The sequence below is a fragment of the Cohnella luojiensis genome (assembly GCF_004564235.1).
GTDB classification, from domain to species: domain Bacteria; phylum Bacillota; class Bacilli; order Paenibacillales; family Paenibacillaceae; genus Cohnella; species Cohnella luojiensis.
Map to the genome: position 1 here is coordinate 124533 of NZ_SOMN01000005.1, position 15873 is coordinate 140405.

Annotated in this window: 17 protein-coding genes; all 17 read left to right on the plus strand. The window is 48.4% G+C overall.

Annotated elements, in window-relative coordinates; translation table 11 throughout:
• Positions 1-135: 135 nt before the first annotated feature.
• The 17 genes from E2980_RS06470 (at position 136) to E2980_RS06550 (ending at position 15872) form a co-directional block, all read left to right on the plus strand.
• A complete protein-coding gene (locus tag E2980_RS06470; protein WP_240702912.1) occupies positions 136-2424 on the plus strand; it encodes a helicase-related protein in 2289 nt (762 codons plus the stop codon).
• Positions 2425-2488: 64 nt separating this feature from the next.
• Positions 2489-3250, plus strand: coding sequence for a ComF family protein (locus E2980_RS06475; RefSeq protein WP_135151323.1), 762 nt, complete (start codon positions 2489-2491; stop codon positions 3248-3250).
• A gap of 119 nt (positions 3251-3369) precedes the next feature.
• Entirely contained in the window at positions 3370-4557 is a 1188-nt protein-coding gene (locus E2980_RS06480; protein WP_135151324.1) for an acyltransferase, read from the plus strand.
• A gap of 84 nt (positions 4558-4641) precedes the next feature.
• Positions 4642-5055 (plus strand): TIGR03826 family flagellar region protein, encoded by a 414-nt coding sequence (locus E2980_RS06485; protein WP_135151325.1) that lies wholly within the window; start codon positions 4642-4644, stop codon positions 5053-5055.
• Positions 5056-5137: 82 nt separating this feature from the next.
• Positions 5138-5404, plus strand: a complete 267-nt coding sequence (gene flgM / locus E2980_RS06490) for a flagellar biosynthesis anti-sigma factor FlgM (RefSeq protein ID WP_135151326.1) — start codon at positions 5138-5140, stop codon at positions 5402-5404.
• A gap of 32 nt (positions 5405-5436) precedes the next feature.
• Positions 5437-5940, plus strand: a complete 504-nt coding sequence (locus tag E2980_RS06495) for a flagellar protein FlgN (RefSeq protein ID WP_135151327.1) — start codon at positions 5437-5439, stop codon at positions 5938-5940.
• A gap of 36 nt (positions 5941-5976) precedes the next feature.
• Positions 5977-7536, plus strand: a complete 1560-nt coding sequence (gene flgK / locus E2980_RS06500; protein ID WP_135151397.1) for a flagellar hook-associated protein FlgK — start codon at positions 5977-5979, stop codon at positions 7534-7536.
• A 34-nt stretch (positions 7537-7570) separates the two neighbouring features.
• A complete protein-coding gene (gene flgL / locus E2980_RS06505; protein WP_135151398.1) occupies positions 7571-8494 on the plus strand; it encodes a flagellar hook-associated protein FlgL in 924 nt (307 codons plus the stop codon).
• 23 nt (positions 8495-8517) lie between these two features.
• The gene (locus E2980_RS06510; RefSeq protein WP_167747008.1) at positions 8518-9084 is read left to right on the plus strand and encodes a DUF6470 family protein; all 567 of its coding nucleotides are present in this window, start codon (positions 8518-8520) and stop codon (positions 9082-9084) included.
• A gap of 80 nt (positions 9085-9164) precedes the next feature.
• Positions 9165-9602 carry a flagellar assembly protein FliW gene (fliW, locus tag E2980_RS06515; protein WP_167747009.1) on the plus strand — a complete coding sequence of 146 codons (438 nt, stop codon included), beginning with the start codon at positions 9165-9167 and terminating at the stop codon, positions 9600-9602.
• A gap of 16 nt (positions 9603-9618) precedes the next feature.
• Entirely contained in the window at positions 9619-9861 is a 243-nt protein-coding gene (csrA, locus tag E2980_RS06520) for a carbon storage regulator CsrA (RefSeq protein WP_135151330.1), read from the plus strand.
• Between the two features lie 120 nt (positions 9862-9981).
• Entirely contained in the window at positions 9982-10749 is a 768-nt protein-coding gene (locus tag E2980_RS06525) for a flagellin N-terminal helical domain-containing protein (protein WP_135151331.1), read from the plus strand.
• Positions 10750-10891: 142 nt separating this feature from the next.
• Positions 10892-11290 carry a flagellar protein FlaG gene (locus E2980_RS06530; protein ID WP_135151332.1) on the plus strand — a complete coding sequence of 133 codons (399 nt, stop codon included), beginning with the start codon at positions 10892-10894 and terminating at the stop codon, positions 11288-11290.
• Positions 11291-11306: 16 nt separating this feature from the next.
• Positions 11307-12818 carry a flagellar filament capping protein FliD gene (gene fliD, locus E2980_RS06535; RefSeq protein ID WP_135151333.1) on the plus strand — a complete coding sequence of 504 codons (1512 nt, stop codon included), beginning with the start codon at positions 11307-11309 and terminating at the stop codon, positions 12816-12818.
• 15 nt (positions 12819-12833) lie between these two features.
• Positions 12834-13223, plus strand: a complete 390-nt coding sequence (gene fliS / locus E2980_RS06540) for a flagellar export chaperone FliS (RefSeq protein WP_135151399.1) — start codon at positions 12834-12836, stop codon at positions 13221-13223.
• A complete protein-coding gene (gene fliT / locus E2980_RS06545) occupies positions 13216-13542 on the plus strand; it encodes a flagellar protein FliT (protein ID WP_135151334.1) in 327 nt (108 codons plus the stop codon). The genes fliS and fliT overlap by 8 nt, the downstream gene beginning before the upstream one ends.
• 53 nt (positions 13543-13595) lie before the next feature.
• A complete protein-coding gene (locus E2980_RS06550) occupies positions 13596-15872 on the plus strand; it encodes a motility associated factor glycosyltransferase family protein (protein WP_135151335.1) in 2277 nt (758 codons plus the stop codon).
• Position 15873 lies beyond the last annotated feature (1 nt).

Genomic DNA, 15873 nt, shown 5'->3' on the forward strand with positions numbered 1-15873 from the left:
AAATGTATCATACAATACGGGTAACTGAACAAGAATGGAAATCCGGGTGAAGCACACTCTGGGTCGCTGCTGATGGCGATCGGGGGTGTGTTTTTTGTTGTTGGCTTAATCGGTTCGGAGGGGGAGGGTGGAAAAATGAAGGTCGTTCTCTATGCGGTACAAATCGGGGCTAGTCGCAAGGCGTTCTTCTCTGTTGCTTGGGAGGTGGACGAGTGTTATTGGAGTGACAAGGCGGAGCGCATCATACGGTTGAGGGAGAAGATACCGCTTGGATGGGCCGAGAGAGTTTATGGGCTGTTAGGGGAGCAGTGGAGCAATGTTGTCGTTGAAAAAAGGAAAGGGCATTCGCCGGCTCAGGATTGGAATGACGATTTGAAGTTGGCTGTTCGATGGGTGAGCGGGGAGGGCGAGGCGGGCAATAGCTTGTCCCTCGATGTGGAAGATGTGACGCTAGACCCGCATAGGCATGCGTTACGCGACATGGAGTACCTTGTCGAGACGGCTCGGTTAGCCAGCCTTAATCTAGCGGGGCGTGCGTTGCTTCGGGAGGAAGCAACGCAGCTGCTGGACGGCGTTTTGCCGACGGCCGACGCCTCCGCCTACCTCGCGACGCTGCAGCTCGCGTCGCTAACCGGGGCCCTGCAGCTCGCCGCTGCCGTGGCCCCCAAGCCATCCGCTCCGCCGCGGAGCGGGCTGCGCGCTTGGGCCGAGCGGCTGCGCCTCGCTCGCCCGACGGGGCTAGCGGCTTCGCGCCGCCGTCCCGCGGAAGAGCTTGCCTGCCGGCGATGCGGCAGCGGCAAGGACAAGCTGCGGCGAACGCCTTGCGCCGCTTGCGGGCAAGCCTGCGCGTATTGCGAGGCTTGCCTGACGATGGGACGCAGCCGCGAGTGCGGGCTGCTCGTCATCGGCGTAGCCGGGGCAGGTAAGGACCTGCCCATCCCTGTTCCCGTCTACTCGAGCCAGCCTGCCCCTGCGGATACCGCCCAGTCTCTTGCTGCCAACACGAGCCAGCCTGCCCCTGCGGATACCGCCCAGTCTCTTGCTGCCAACTCGAGCCAGCCTGCCCCTGCGGATACCGCCCTGTCTCTTGCTGCCAACACGAGCCAGCCTGCCCCTGTGGATACCGCCCAGTCTTTTGCTGCCAACACGAACCAGCCTGCCCTTGCGGATACCGCCCAGTCTCTTGCTGCCAACACGAGCCAGCCTGCCCCTACGTATTCTGCCAAGTCTCTCGTTACCCACATTACCCAGCATGCCCCAACTTATTCCGCCCAGTCTCTTACCGCATATACAAGCCAGCGTAGCCAATCATTCCAGCCTGTCACCCCCAACGCCCTTGCCAAGCGCTGGGGCCTCAGTCCAGCCCAAAGCGCCGCGGCAGCCCAAGCGCTACAGTTCTTAAACCGCCCTTCCTTTTCCCGTAGTGGCCATACCTTCCTGCTCTGGGCGGTCACGGGAGCGGGAAAAACCGAGATGATTTTCCCGCTTCTCGAGTCCGTACTTGCCAGAGGCGGTCGAGCTCTCGTAGCGACTCCCCGCCGGGATGTGGTGCTCGAGCTTGCGCCGAGGTTGGCCAAGGCTTTTCCGGATTCCGCTCGGACCGTTCTCTACGGCGGGAGCGCGGATCGCTGGGAGAACGGGGCTCTTACGCTCGCTACGACGCACCAATTGCTTAGATTCCAAGAGGCTTTCGACCTCGTGCTGATCGACGAATTAGACGCTTTTCCCTATCACAACGATCCGATGCTGCATTACGCCGCAGACAAATGCCGCAAAACAACGGGAACAACCGTCCTGCTAAGCGCCACCCCTCCATCAACTATTCAGAGGGCAGCCATTAGGAGGCGACTTCCCTGCGCGCGCGTGCCGGTTAGATATCATAGGCATCCACTGCCGGTACCTAAGAGGCTTGTTTTTCCTGCCGTATCAGACCTTCTACGCAAGCGAAAGCTGCCATCCAAGCTGCTGAAAGCCCTCGAGCGATCAGCTAAGAGAGGCGCGCAAATCTTCCTATTCGTCCCGTATGTCAAACAAGTAGAACCGCTTGTCATGCTTCTTCATCGCCATGCAGCGAAGCTAGGTATCGATCCGATTGCGATAGCAGGTACCTCTTCAAAGGATGCCGATCGCACGGATAAAGTAGTTTCGTTCCGTGAGCATTCAATTGGCCTGCTCGTTACAACTACCATTCTGGAGCGCGGAGTTACGATTCCAAAGAGCGACGTATTTATTCTCGATTCGCATAACCCGATGTTCGACTCGGCATCATTGGTTCAAATGGCCGGGCGAGCTGGCCGCTCAGCGTCGGATCCTTCTGGATTTGTCTACTACGGAGGTCCGGCATGGACAACCTCCCAGAAAAGCTCGATCCGCCAGATCCGGGACATGAACATCTTGGCTAAGCGAGATGGTTACTTGATTTAGCGTTTAGACTCCAACGTTCGAAACAATACAACCTCAATATTCGTTTAATAGGAGTGCTCCTCATATGCCATTGAAAATCAGTTCCTGGTTCGCCCCTGCTAAACGAGCTTGCCTGATCTGCGGACGAGACTCCGCACAAGTCACGGCTAGCATCCCGATCAAACATCCGGAAGCACGTCAAGCGATTACTTCCCTGTGCGGCTCCTGTAGACAATCTATTCCGTGGATCGCTCATCCGGTATGCCGAATCTGCGGCAGGGCGGAACGCTGCGAGGACTGTATCCGCAGGCAAACTAGGTACTATTCAATCAGCCGATGCGCCGTACGCTACGACGATCGGATGAAAGATTGGTTAGCGCTCTACAAGTACCGGGGCAACGAAGGCGTCGAATCCATCCTGACCGCGATGCTAGCATTCGCTTATGAGCGTCTGTGCGAAGCAGCCGCTCATTCCGAGTTTCACGCAATAACTTCCGTGCCTTTAGCGCCAGAGAGATTACAAGACAGAGGCTTTAACCAAGCAGAACGATTAGCGCTTAGGTTATCCGGATGGTATGGGGTGGAATACCGTCCGATGCTTAGCCGCCTGCGTCACACCGAGAAACAAAGCCTCAAAACCCGTCGCAGCCGCGTAGTCGACATGAGAGGCAATTTTTCGGCCGCAACCTCGGAATTATTTTCAAATGTTGCGTCCCCACGAATTATTCTAATTGACGACATCTACACGACCGGCAGTACCTTGGACGAATGCGCGCGGGTGTTGAAGTTAGCTTCCCGGTCGGAAACTACGGCGGAGATATATGGACTTTTATGGGCGCGTTCATAGCAATTTCCGTCATTGCTGACAAAAGAATATTCTTTTCGACGTATTTCATCCTATGTTATGATAGAGAGACTTGCCAAATGATAGGAAAATATATCGGGTGAATACCAGAAGGAGGAGTCATGGAACGTCGCGCTAAATTAACGGAAATCGATATCATACGCGGCATCGCCATCTTGGGCGTATTGATGGTGCACTCCACCTCGTTCGCAACGGTGGATATGAAGGAAGCGAGCTTATATGGCGTATATAATTTCCTCAACATCTTCTTCAAGATCGGGACGACGTCATTCATCCTTCTCAGCAGCTTCGTATTGTTCTATAACTACTATCCGCAACCGTTAACGGTTCAGCGATTCAAGAAATTTTATCGCAACCGCTTGATGTATATATTGGTTCCGTACTTGCTCTTCTCGGCGCTGTATTTCGCATTGCGTTGGTACCAGAACGGAGCTGCTTGGGATTTATCCTTGATGTGGCCAAGCTTCCGGGACAAAATATTGACGGGGCAGGCGTATACGCATTTATATTTTGTGTTCATCAGCATTCAGCTATACCTGCTGTTTCCGATTCTGCTATTTCTGTTCAAGCGATTCCGATGGTTGGCGGCTTCCGCAGTCATCGTGGGCGTGGGGCTGCAATGGGCATTCTTTCTCTACAACAGGGAGTATTGGCAGGTTACGAATCGCGGCAGCTGGTCGCCGACCTACTTCGGGCAATATTTTCTCGGGGCGTGGCTTGGCATTTACTTCGACCGTATTAAATCCTGGCTGATCATCGCAAAAGAAAACATGACGAAGTCCAAAGTTATCGCGTGGGTTAGCCTATGGGCAGTTTGGCTGGCTTCAGGGATCGCCTATGTTACGATTTTCTACAATCAGAGAATGTACCAGACGGTCTATCACAATGCCCTTTATGACGGCCTGTGGGATATATATACGATGCTCACGTCGATAATTCTGATTCAGATCGCTTTCCTTATCGGAGGCCGGATGTACAGCTCGTTCTGGGTTGGAAGGCTTCGCCATCTGGGGATTGTATCGTTCGGCGTTTACTTGTTCCATCCGCTCGTCTTGCTAGTATATAGGAAGTTTCCGTTGCAGGGCGGAGGTACGATGATCCATCATGCGTGGTATGCCGGGGGCTTTCTATGCGCTCTAGTCATCTCCTGGATCGTCGTAACGATTCTTAGCCGAATGACAAATTGGTCGTGGCTGCTGTTCGGCAGTGTTCCTGCGCAGATGAGAGCTGCAACGCAACGGAAGCCAGTGATAGAGACGCCAGCCGCAACGCCTTCTGCTACAGCCTAAATAAATCGATAGCAAGAATTAGAAAAATTTAGTACAATAATGTGGCGAAGGTCGATTAATGTCGGAGATCAGGGAGATATTTGCGTGAATTTAATCAACTGTCCAAAATGCGGGAAGTTGTTCAACAAGAATTTCCGCGATGTCTGCAATAATTGCTACCAACAATTGGAGAAAGATTACGAGAGATGCGTTGCGCATCTCCGCTTGCATAAAGGCATGGATATCCAGCAGCTATCCGATGAAATGGAGATCAGCATCAAGCAGATTACCAAATGGATCCGCGAAGGCCGAATATCGTTGATGAATGCTCCGAATATGTCTTATCCTTGCGAAGCCTGCGGAACGCTTATCCGTGAAGGGCACATTTGCGATTCGTGTAAAAAACGTCTTAACCGAGATTTAAAGAATGTAAGCTCGACCGGAATACTTCAACACAATCCGGATGACAAGGGCAAAGGTGCATACCAGATCGGAAATCATCTGAATGACCGGAAATAAACGCAACTCTAAACATTTCATAAACATTGACCGATAATAGGGGTAGACATTATCGGTTTTTTTATATATTGGAGTGATATAAATGAAAATTAACGATTCCCAGCGTATTGGTGCGTATCGCACTTATCAACAGCAATCCGAAACGCGTGCAAGCCAAACCTCCGGCAAACGCCGCAAGGATGAGGTTCAATTTTCCGCAGAGGCTATGGAACTGTTGGGAGCGCAACGCACAGAAGATCCAAATCGCGCTCAGCGTATTGAGGCATTGAAGAAGGAAGTTGCTGCTGGAACTTATAAAGTGGATTCGGGCAAGCTTGCCGAGAAACTGTTGCCATTCGTGAGAGAGTAGCAGATGTAATATACAGGGCAGAAGGTGACGAAATGGCACTTCACGAATTGTGCGAAGCCTTAGAAACTTTACTGCTTCAGCACGAGCAGATGATCTCATTTGCGGAACAGAAGAAAGAGGCCTTAATCGCGAATAACGTGGATGTCCTGAATGAAATGGTCAATAAGGAATCCAGACTGTTACGGTTAATCGTCGAGACGGAAAATAAACGGGTTCAAGCCGTTAACGACTTTCTCAAGGAGAGGGGATTAAGTTCGACCCCTTCCACTAATGTAGCCAACATCATCCGCATGATCACGAACGCGGAGGACAAGCTTAGGATGTCCGATTTAGCCGACAGATTGAGCGCTGCCGTCGAACGGTTAAGAGCTCTTAACGACGTGAACATGAGACTGACTCAACAATCGATCGAATTCAACGACTTTTCCCTGGATTTGTTGGCAGGCGCATACGACGATCAGGATTATGTGTATAAGCGGCCATCGGATCAATCGCATGCGCAGCACAATCTCAAACTATTCGATTCGAAAGCATAGAACACACATCTTCAAGGCGAAATGGGGAAGAGAATGATGAGATCTACCTTCCACGGGATAGAAACGGCGAGGCGCAGTCTATTTACGCAACAAGCCGCTCTCCAGACGACCGGACATAACGTTGCGAACGCGAACACGGCAGGCTATTCTCGCCAGACCGTTAATATGATAGCGTCCAAACCGATGGAAGCGGTGGGAATGTCGCGTTCTACTGCTAAAGGCCAGTTGGGAACGGGCGTTGAGTTTAATTCCATCACTCGTATTCGCGAGAAATTCCTCGATACGCAATTTCGAAATGAGAATAAGACCTACGGCAGCTGGTCAATTCAAGCCGACACCTTGCAGAAGTTAGAGACGATCGTTAACGAGCCTTCCGATACCGGATTACGTGCCGTTATGGATAACTTTTGGAAATCCTGGCATGATCTAAGCGAGAATCCGGAAGATATCACGGCTAGGAAGCTGGTTCGAGAAACCGCGAAGGCGGTAACGGATGCATTCAACCAAACCGGCAGGCAACTGGATGAACTTAGCGCGGATATCACCGAGAACATCGGAGTCAAAGCGAACCAGATCAACACATCCCTAGAGACCATCTCTAATTTAAATCTTCAGATCAGACGGATCGAAGGTCTCGGCGATAGCGCTAACGATCTTCGCGACCAAAGGGATTTGCTGATGGACGAAATATCCAAGGTTATTAACGTGACGAGCGTAGAAACCGCGGACGGCGGGTTTCAAGTATCCATGGGCGGTACGGTGCTAGTTGCGGACAATGCTTTTACACCCGTGACCGTTGAGGGGCTACAGGCTAGCGCTGAAGCCGGCGATCTCAATGGCGGCGAAGTTTACGGAATGATTGTATCTCGTGACCAATTCGTCACTAACTATCAACAGCAATTAAACACGTTAGTAAACGGGCTGGCTAACGGGGATATCAAGGTCACGATTCCGGCAGGTTCCGTATTGCCGGAGGGAACGACACTGGACGGCGTCACTTATACAGGTGCGTCTCGTACATTGGCTTCGGATTTAACCGCAACTGTTAAAGGGCTTAACGGGTTGCATAAATTAGGTTATACCATGATGGATCCTCCGAAGGCTGGCGGCGCGTTTTTCGCTTCCAAGGACGGGGGACCGATCACAGCTGGAAATATTACGTTGAGCACGGATATTCTAGCGGATGCTGGCAATATTGCCTCTTCCATGCGCACCGCGGGAACGCCGGAAGAGGTCGTGAAAGGTAACAAAGATTTGGCGATGTTGATTGCTCAGTTTAGCGAGATGAAAATCGACTACTCTTCGGTATCTACTGGTGCCGCGACCGCAATAGGAACGGTGAATGACTTTTTCAGATCCGTAGTAGGACAATTGGGTGTGGAAACGGATGAAGCCAATAGGCAAGAGGGCAACTCCAAGATCGTCGTAGACCAAGTGGATTCCCGTAGGCAATCCGTTAGCGGCGTGTCTTTGGACGAGGAAATGAGCAACATGATTAAGTATCAGCATGCTTATAATGCAGCAGCCCGTTTCATGACCACGATTGATGAAACCTTAGACAAAATAATTAACGGAATGGGTACCGTTGGCAGATAATCATTAGCATCTCCCGATTGAGAGGATGATTAAAATGGTAGGACGCGTTACGCAAGGTAGCATAACTAACCAATTGCTGCGCAACATTAATAAAAACATGGGACAGATGCAGAGTCTGCAAGAGCAACTGTCTACGGGTATGAAGATCAACCGTCCCTCCGATGATCCTGTAGGAATCACTTATTCGCTTCGTTACCGGAGCGACCTGTCGCTTAATGAACGCTATCAAGGTAACGTGGATTCGGCCACCGCGTGGTTGGATTTCAATGATACAATGCTTTCTCAAGTAGGTGATATTACGAAGCGACTTAAGGAATTGGCCGTACAAGGTTCCAATGGAACAAATCCACAAGTCGCTTTGGATAATATCGCAAGCGAGATGAAGCAATTGAAAGGGCAGCTTGTCGATATTGCCAACAGTCAATTCAAGGGGAAATACGTGTTTAACGGGCAATTTACGGACAAAGTAACGTACGATCCTGCAGTTAACCCTGCAACTGTTATTACAGATAACGGAAATCTTGATTATGCTATTAATACAGGTATCCAGCTTACAGTTAATCTTACGGGCAATAATGTGTTCGGTTACCCGCCAACCGGCGTTGCGGCTCCAAAGAATGAAGATGATAATTTATTCCATGTTATCGATCAGATGGTAGCGAACCTGACGATTGGCAATAATGCAGGAGTATCTGGACAACTCCCTGCGCTTGAAACCAGAATAAGTAAGGTGCTTACACAGCAAGCGGAAGTCGGTGCGCGTGTCAATCGCGTCGAACTGATGGAACAGAGATTGAAAGACTTGAATCTTAATCTAGAGACCTTGCAATCTAAGACCGAGGATGCGGATATGGAAGACTTGATTATCAAGTCCAAAGTAAATGAGAGCGTTTATCAAGCTTCGCTCTCAGTCGGGGCCAAAATAATAGCGCCGTCTTTAGTGGATTTTCTGAGATAGAACAAGGCTGAGGTGATTGCCGCGTGGTTCCCTTCTTATCCATACAGTCCCAGAGGGGGCTCATTAGTGTAGAATCCGAGCCGGCTCGCGTTGATATACGAAGACCTCGACCAGATGTCCATGTTGAATCGACTTTGCCGGTCATCACTGCTAATAACGGGCCAGGCGAACTGATTATCGACCAGTCGAGATCTTTAAACGCGCTGACCGGCGGGAAACCGGATGCGTTCTGGAAGCGAATTTATTCGCAGTATAAGGATATCGCGCTGCAAAACAGGATACGGATTGTGGAGGAAGGCAACCGTTTAGGCGATTTAAGGATATCCGGCAACCTGATTCCGGATCTGGCGCTAGATGAATTTGTGGAAGGTGCTCCCGACTTGCAAGTGTATGGCGAAGCTTCGCCGGATAACGTCGACATCGACTATGTACCAAGAGATTTAAACATGCAAGTGCAACCAGGTAAACAAAATATGAATGTACAGGTACATCGTCCGGAAGTGACGTACCACCGGGGAAGTGTGAAGGTTGAAATGATGCATTACCCTAAGGTGACTATTACGCCGCCTCAGATTAATATTAGGGTATAAAACAGGTTCAGGGTATGATAGCTATAGGCGAGATCGCGCGCCGTAGCTATTTTCTTATTTTCAACAATGGAGGAAGTTATATGAAACTGGACACGGCGAGGTTTGGTGAGCTCGAAGTAAGGGAAGAGGACGTTGTACAGTTTTCTGCGGGGATACCTGGATTTGAGCAGTCACACCAGTTTGTGCTGATTGCAAACGAGGATCATTCTCCTTTGGCCTATTTACAATCAGTTGATGATGGAGAACTTGCATTCATTGTGGTCGATCCGTTTGAATTTTTTCCGAATTACGAATTCGAATTGCCCGAGCTTGCGATGAAGGAATTGCAAATGGAGTCCGCAGACCAAATCATCGTCCGGACAATTGTAAGCGTTACTGGCGAACTTGAGCACGCGACTGCCAACTTGGTTGCTCCCATTGTCATGAATAAGAGTTCAAGGTCAGGCAAGCAAGTGGTCCTCTCGCAAACAAACTATACGACGAAACACCGTTTGTTAGCGCCGGATGCTACGAAATAGAAGGGGGCGGAAATAGATGCTGGTGCTTTCCCGCAAGAAAGGACAGTCTGTTATCATACAAGATCAGATTGAAGTGACCATACTGGAAATTGACGGCGAGACAATAAAATTGGGAATATCCGCTCCGAGGGAAGTCCAAATCGTACGTAAGGAACTGCTCGCCTCGATCAAGGAAACGAACCGGGATGCTGCGGGATTACAACTGGATGTCCGCAGTCTGTCTGACAAAATCAAAAAAATGAAAAATTTTTCCGAATAGCTATAATGCAATCCTAACCAGCGTCCGATAAAGTAATAAGAGCAGGTTCCGGGCGGCCGATCGGAACAAGCCAAAACCACATGGATGTGGAAGAACACACACTCAAGGAGGAAATTAATCATGCGTATTAATCACAACATCGAAGCTTTGAACACCCACCGTAACCTGCTATTGAACAACACTGCTGCAGGCAAAAGTATGGAGAAGTTGTCTTCCGGATTGCGTATCAACCGTGCGGGTGACGATGCAGCCGGCTTGGCGGTATCCGAGAAAATGCGCGGACAAATCCGCGGTTTGGAACAAGCACAGCGCAACACGCAGGACGGTATTTCCTTCGTGCAGACGGCGGAAGGTGCAATGAACGAAGTGAGTTCAATGCTTTCGCGGTTGAAAGAACTAAGCGTTCAGAAGGCCAACGGAACTTATTCAGCAACCGACAAAGCGAATATCACCGCCGAGATGACACAACTAGGATCACAGATTGACAGCATTATTAATAACACTACATTTAATGGCATTAATATTACGGCCAACGTGACGATTCAAACTGATGATAACGCTCAATCTATCCTTATCACAGGGGTGTCAAACGCTGGTCTGACGGGTCTGAATGGTGCAACGACATTGGCTAACATCGAGACGGCGATCACCAACGCTTCCACGGAACGCGCCAAACTCGGTGCTAAACAAAACCGTCTAGAGTACACTTCCAACAACTTAGGCACGACAGTTGAGAACTTGACTGCTTCCGAATCCCGTATTCGCGACACGGACATGGCGAAAGAGATGGTTAATCTTTCGAAGAACCAAATCCTGCTTCAATCAGCACAAGCGATGCTGGCGCAAGCGAACTCTGCACCGCAAGGCGTTCTCTCGCTCCTTCGTTAATCGTTCAAAGCAATCTGACAGAGACCTCGGATTATCCGGGGTCTCTGTTTTTGTTTACGTACGCAGCGAAAAATAAAACTAAACAATGCGCCTCCATCCGTCGATATATAGAGTAACAATATTGAAGAACGGAGTGAGCGAAATGAAGGTGCAAATAACCAATAACACCTCCCAATCGGCAGTTCAACCAGCAGCACCCGCAAAGCAAACCTATCAGTTGGCTACCGGATCGCGGGATTCGATCGCGAAAGAAGTTCAGGTTCGAACAGGAAAGGATTTACAAAAAGCAGAAGATCAGGGAACCAAAATTTCAGTTGGCCAAGAGCAGTTGGTCAGGGCGATCGACCGGGCTATTAAAGCGTTAGAAGGCCCATCTACGTCTTTCGAAATGAAGGTGCACGATCAGACTAACACCATCATGGTGAAAGTCATCAACAAGGACACTGGTGAAGTCATTCGTGAAATTCCTCCGGAGAAAACGCTGGATTTGGTCGCAAAGATGATGGAGTTCGCCGGCATATTAATTGATGAGAAAGTATGACTAAGGAGGCGCCAATATGAGGATTTCAGGTTTTTCGTCAGGGCTGGACATTGATCAAATTGTCAAGGATTTAATGAAGGCTAAGCGCGTACCGCTCGATAAGTTGACGCAGCAGAAAACGACGCTAGAATGGCAGAGAGAGCAGTTCCGGGACATAAATATTAAATTAGTTGATTTCCGCAACAACAAACTGTTCAATTACGGCTTAGAAGGATCGATCAATGCCAAGCAAGTCAACATCACCGGCAATACGACCGCCGTCAGCGCCAAAGCGACTTCCAGCGCCGTAGCGGGCACGATAACCGTCGAAGTGGACGCACTTGCGACCGCGGCTTCCGTAAGAAGCTCCAACGGCGGAGGAATTGGTGCAGTAGACACCAGCCAGACGCTTAGCGCTCTTAAGGGAGCAGGGACGATTAATTATACGGCGGATGGATCCGGAAATGTCACCTTTACGGTTAACGGCGCTTCCATTACACTGAATGAAACTACCGATACATTGGCTTCGATGGCTGCGGCGATTAACGGCAACAGCACCGCAAATGCCAATGCGTTCGTAGACAGCGAAACCGGTAAAATGTCGATTACATCCAAGACAACCGGGGCAGGTAACATAACGTTTGCTGGAGATCTGCTGGATAATTTCGATATGACCGTCTCAACTGCGGGAACAGATGCCAATGTAATAATCAACGGGATTGCAACGACTCGCAAAACCAACACCTTCACGGAAAACGGTGTCGAAATTACGCTGAATGCAGCCGGGGGCGCCGAAGCTTCTTTAAACGTTGTATCAAATACGGATAAAATTGTCGATACGATAAAGTCCTTTATCAAAGATTATAATGATGTATTCGATTCAGTTAACAACAAGATCAATGAAGAGCGAGACCGCAAATATCCGCCTTTGACCGCTGACCAGAGGGCAGATATGAAAGAAGACGAGATTAGGCTGTGGGAGGAAAAAGCGAAGAGCGGCCTTCTCCGTAATGATTCTACTCTTTCAAAACTGATTAGTGATGCGCGGCTGGCTTCCATTACCAGCGTAACGGTTGGCGGTACGCAAGTTGAATTGGCTTCACTAGGCATTGTGACAGGAACATGGGAACAGCGCGGCAAGCTGGTTATTCAGGATGAAGCAAAGCTTCGCGCAGCGATTGAAGCGGATCCGGATCAGGTCATGAAGTTTTTCACGCAACCAACGGCGGAAACCGATCCGACCTTAAAGGTTTTGCCGACCAATCCCGACAACGGCTTGTTTAACCGTCTTACTAACGTCGTCATGACTGCGTTGGACGAACTTGCGACAAAAGCAGGTACGATCAAATACAGTACGGACATAAACGCTGCATTTCTTCCGACCAGTAATATTGGTGAAAAATTGACGTCGATCGATTCGAGAGTAGCTGATTTAAACCGTCGACTGAGCTTGATTGAGACGCGTTACTTTAAACAATTTACGGCCATGGAGGTTGCCATGAACAAGTATAACGCGCAAGCCGGCAGTCTATTCGGAGCTTCGAATTAATGAGGAGTGAAAGACATGGTTTCGAACCCTTACCAGAAATATCAACAGTCTACCGTCCAGACGGCGTCTCCAGCACAACTAACACTCATGCTGTATGACGGCGCAATCAGGTTTATTAGGCAGAGCATTGAATCCATTGAGAGTAACAACATTGAAAAAGCCAACAGCAGCTTAATTAAGGCGCAAAAAATCACTAATGAACTAACCGCCTCGCTTAATTTCCAGTACCCGTTGTCAACGGATCTGGCGCGTATTTATGAGTATATAGTACACTTGCTCATAACGGCGAATGTGAATAAGAGAAAAGAACCCGCAATCGAAGCGCTGTCGTATATGATGGATTTAAAGGAAGCTTGGGCACAAGCCGCTAAACAGGTTGTTTCGATCTCGTCGCATCATGGATGAACTGCTGAGGCTGGTGCTGGATGAGTCGAAGCAGTTAAGTCAATTGATTCAACCGGAAGATTATGAACGATTTGAACGTTTTGTAGAAACAAGGCAGTTATTGACTGTAGCGGTAGAGCAAAAAGGGGATTTGACGCAGCAGGAAAAGCGTCTGATTCGTGAGATCTTACAATATGATCCGATCATTATGCGTCATATGCAAAGTTTGAAAGATGAGGCTATGCAAGGATTGAACCGCCTGAATGCCTCCAAAAAACAGAAAGCGGCGTATAATACTTCAGGTTTCCATGAAAGTATTATGTTTAATAAGCGAAAATAGCGGGCAAAAGATCCGTGCTCATTTCGTGTTTAAGAATAGATGGAGGTACGGGTATGGGCGGCGAGACTTTTGAAATTGAATCCGCAGTGGATGAAATAATACGATTTTTACCGGGATTGATTGAAGCCAGTGAAGACGTCTCGGATATATTTTACGAGTCGGTTACGGAGCAGAGCTGGCAGATGTTTGGTCAATTTGTGCAAGCAATGGACGATCTATATAGAGCATCAAAAACCATTCATAACGAACTTGTGCAATCAGGAGATTATGCTGCCATTCACCCTGTATTTGCAAATTTTATTTCGCAAATGACAGAGCAATTTGAAACTTTGAACAGTCACGTTGATAAAGAGGAGTATGTCCAAGCTGGGGATCATATCAGGTATGAACTTGCTTCATTGTTTCAACATCTGAAGTCATTTCTTGGCGATGAGCAAGCGGTTAAAGAACGTAGGTTTGCTGCTAATCTTGCTTTTCTGGAGCAACATTTTGCTTATGTGTACGAAGTTGTTCGCGGCTTGAAACCAGATCGTTCCCGCTATCAAGTAACTTATACCCGAAATGGGCTTCCCAATCTTTGCGTATTAACGGCAAGCAACCAAAAGATTAATATATACAGCAATTATGATCCGTATCACGAAGCTGAACGATGGGTAGAATCGATTGACGATACCATAAACGGTAAATCAAATGTGCTCGTTTTCGGATTCGGTTTGGGTTACCACTTGCTGCAATTGAACCGAAAGTATCCGGAACATCAGCTGGTTATTTTCGAGCCGGATGAACAATTACTTCTTGCGGCTATGGAAGCTGTCGATTTTCAGGAGTTATTCTCTAAGATCAATATCAAATTGTTTATTGTGGGTTGGAATAAAACGCTAAGGGATTCCGCGTTTTATTATTTCGCGAGACGTGAAAAAGGCGAAACAGCTATCACCGCAATTCCCGTGTATGATAAACTGGATATCCGCAAAAAACTGGAGTTTTTTGAAGATGCCAAAACAGCCATTATGCTATTTGAGGTATCGACACGGACTCGAAATGTGTTCGGCTTTCAATGGCTCCAAAACAAGCTGTACAATTTGGCTCATATAATGAATACCCCCTCGATTCGTGGATTACAAGACAAGCTGACGGGCATAACCGCTGTCATTGTAGGCGCAGGCCCTTCTTTGGAAGCAGACATCAAGAATTTGCGGAAACTGAAAGAGCATGCGCTGATCATTGCTGCCGGTACTTCAGTTCAATCTTTAATGCATTTCAATATCGCCCCGCATTTGATAGTATCCGTAGATGGTTCGGAAGCCAACTACGATGCGTTTAGTCATCTGGATGTGAATGATGTTCCCTTTTTGTATAATCCGCTGATACACAACAAAATTATCGAGAACAAGAATAAGTTGTTTCACTTTTTGATTGATGGTGATTTGACCTCCCGTTACACGGTCGGATGGAAAATGGATGACCCCGTTTTTAGTTCTCCTCCTTCCGTAACCGGACCGGCGATTCAAGCAGCGATCTATATGGGATGCAAGGAAATTGTTTTTACGGGCCAGGACTTGTCGTACCCCGGCGAACACATTTATGCTCCCGGCGCCAAACATGTAAGCCAGGAAAAAAGCGATTTCATGATAGAAAATGCTGACATGCAGGTTGAAAATGTTCAGGGCGGAATGAATCGGACGAATAGTATGATGCGCGTTACGTTAAGGGAAATTGAAAAACTTCTTGAAAGTTATCCGGAAATCCGGTTTATCAATACTTCCCAATCGGGCGCCAAAATCGAACATACCGAATGGCAATCTATGGAGAGTGTTCTTGCGCGATTAGATAAAGTAATCGTTCCTCATGATTTCATGGACGAGTCGATGGCAAATCATTTGCAACCTTATAGTGAATCGCGCAAGACGGAAATAACAAATCGCTTGTTTCAAATGCCAGGGAAGCTTGCAGAGATGGAAACGAAACTGAAGCGGATCGAACATAAGCTTGGAGGGCTTCGGGAGTTAGGGCGAATGAAGCCGAACAAGTGTCAAAATACAATGGTGGAAATCGAAGAGATGTGGGAACCAATTATGAATAACGAGCTGTTCACCGCCTTAATCGGAGTGGCTATTCCCATCGAAGTTATTGAATATGATCGTAATCTTCCAGAGCTGGCTCAAGAGAAAAATATCGTCAAAAAGGCTGATTTGTTCTGCGAAGTGCTGGGAACCTTTATTAAAGCAATGAAAGACTGTTTTCCTCAGTTAAATGTAATTGTGCAGGAAGCTGTGCGCAGAGTAGAGTTGCAAACGCAAATAACGGCAGCAGAAGGGCTGTCCCGATAAG

What these genes read in the sequence shown, in the direction of transcription:
- E2980_RS06470 (WP_240702912.1), top strand. Translation starts at nt 136, where the DNA reads ATGAAGGTCGTTCTCTATGCGGTACAAATCGGGGCTAGTCGCAAGGCG.
- E2980_RS06475 (WP_135151323.1), top strand. Translation starts at nt 2,489, where the DNA reads ATGCCATTGAAAATCAGTTCCTGGTTCGCCCCTGCTAAACGAGCTTGC.
- E2980_RS06480 (WP_135151324.1), top strand. Translation starts at nt 3,370, where the DNA reads ATGGAACGTCGCGCTAAATTAACGGAAATCGATATCATACGCGGCATC.
- flgM (WP_135151326.1), top strand. Translation starts at nt 5,138, where the DNA reads ATGAAAATTAACGATTCCCAGCGTATTGGTGCGTATCGCACTTATCAA.
- E2980_RS06495 (WP_135151327.1), top strand. Translation starts at nt 5,437, where the DNA reads ATGGCACTTCACGAATTGTGCGAAGCCTTAGAAACTTTACTGCTTCAG.
- flgK (WP_135151397.1), top strand. Translation starts at nt 5,977, where the DNA reads ATGAGATCTACCTTCCACGGGATAGAAACGGCGAGGCGCAGTCTATTT.
- flgL (WP_135151398.1), top strand. Translation starts at nt 7,571, where the DNA reads ATGGTAGGACGCGTTACGCAAGGTAGCATAACTAACCAATTGCTGCGC.
- fliW (WP_167747009.1), top strand. Translation starts at nt 9,165, where the DNA reads ATGAAACTGGACACGGCGAGGTTTGGTGAGCTCGAAGTAAGGGAAGAG.
- csrA (WP_135151330.1), top strand. Translation starts at nt 9,619, where the DNA reads ATGCTGGTGCTTTCCCGCAAGAAAGGACAGTCTGTTATCATACAAGAT.
- E2980_RS06525 (WP_135151331.1), top strand. Translation starts at nt 9,982, where the DNA reads ATGCGTATTAATCACAACATCGAAGCTTTGAACACCCACCGTAACCTG.
- E2980_RS06530 (WP_135151332.1), top strand. Translation starts at nt 10,892, where the DNA reads ATGAAGGTGCAAATAACCAATAACACCTCCCAATCGGCAGTTCAACCA.
- fliD (WP_135151333.1), top strand. Translation starts at nt 11,307, where the DNA reads ATGAGGATTTCAGGTTTTTCGTCAGGGCTGGACATTGATCAAATTGTC.
- fliS (WP_135151399.1), top strand. Translation starts at nt 12,834, where the DNA reads ATGGTTTCGAACCCTTACCAGAAATATCAACAGTCTACCGTCCAGACG.
- fliT (WP_135151334.1), top strand. Translation starts at nt 13,216, where the DNA reads ATGGATGAACTGCTGAGGCTGGTGCTGGATGAGTCGAAGCAGTTAAGT.
- E2980_RS06550 (WP_135151335.1), top strand. Translation starts at nt 13,596, where the DNA reads ATGGGCGGCGAGACTTTTGAAATTGAATCCGCAGTGGATGAAATAATA.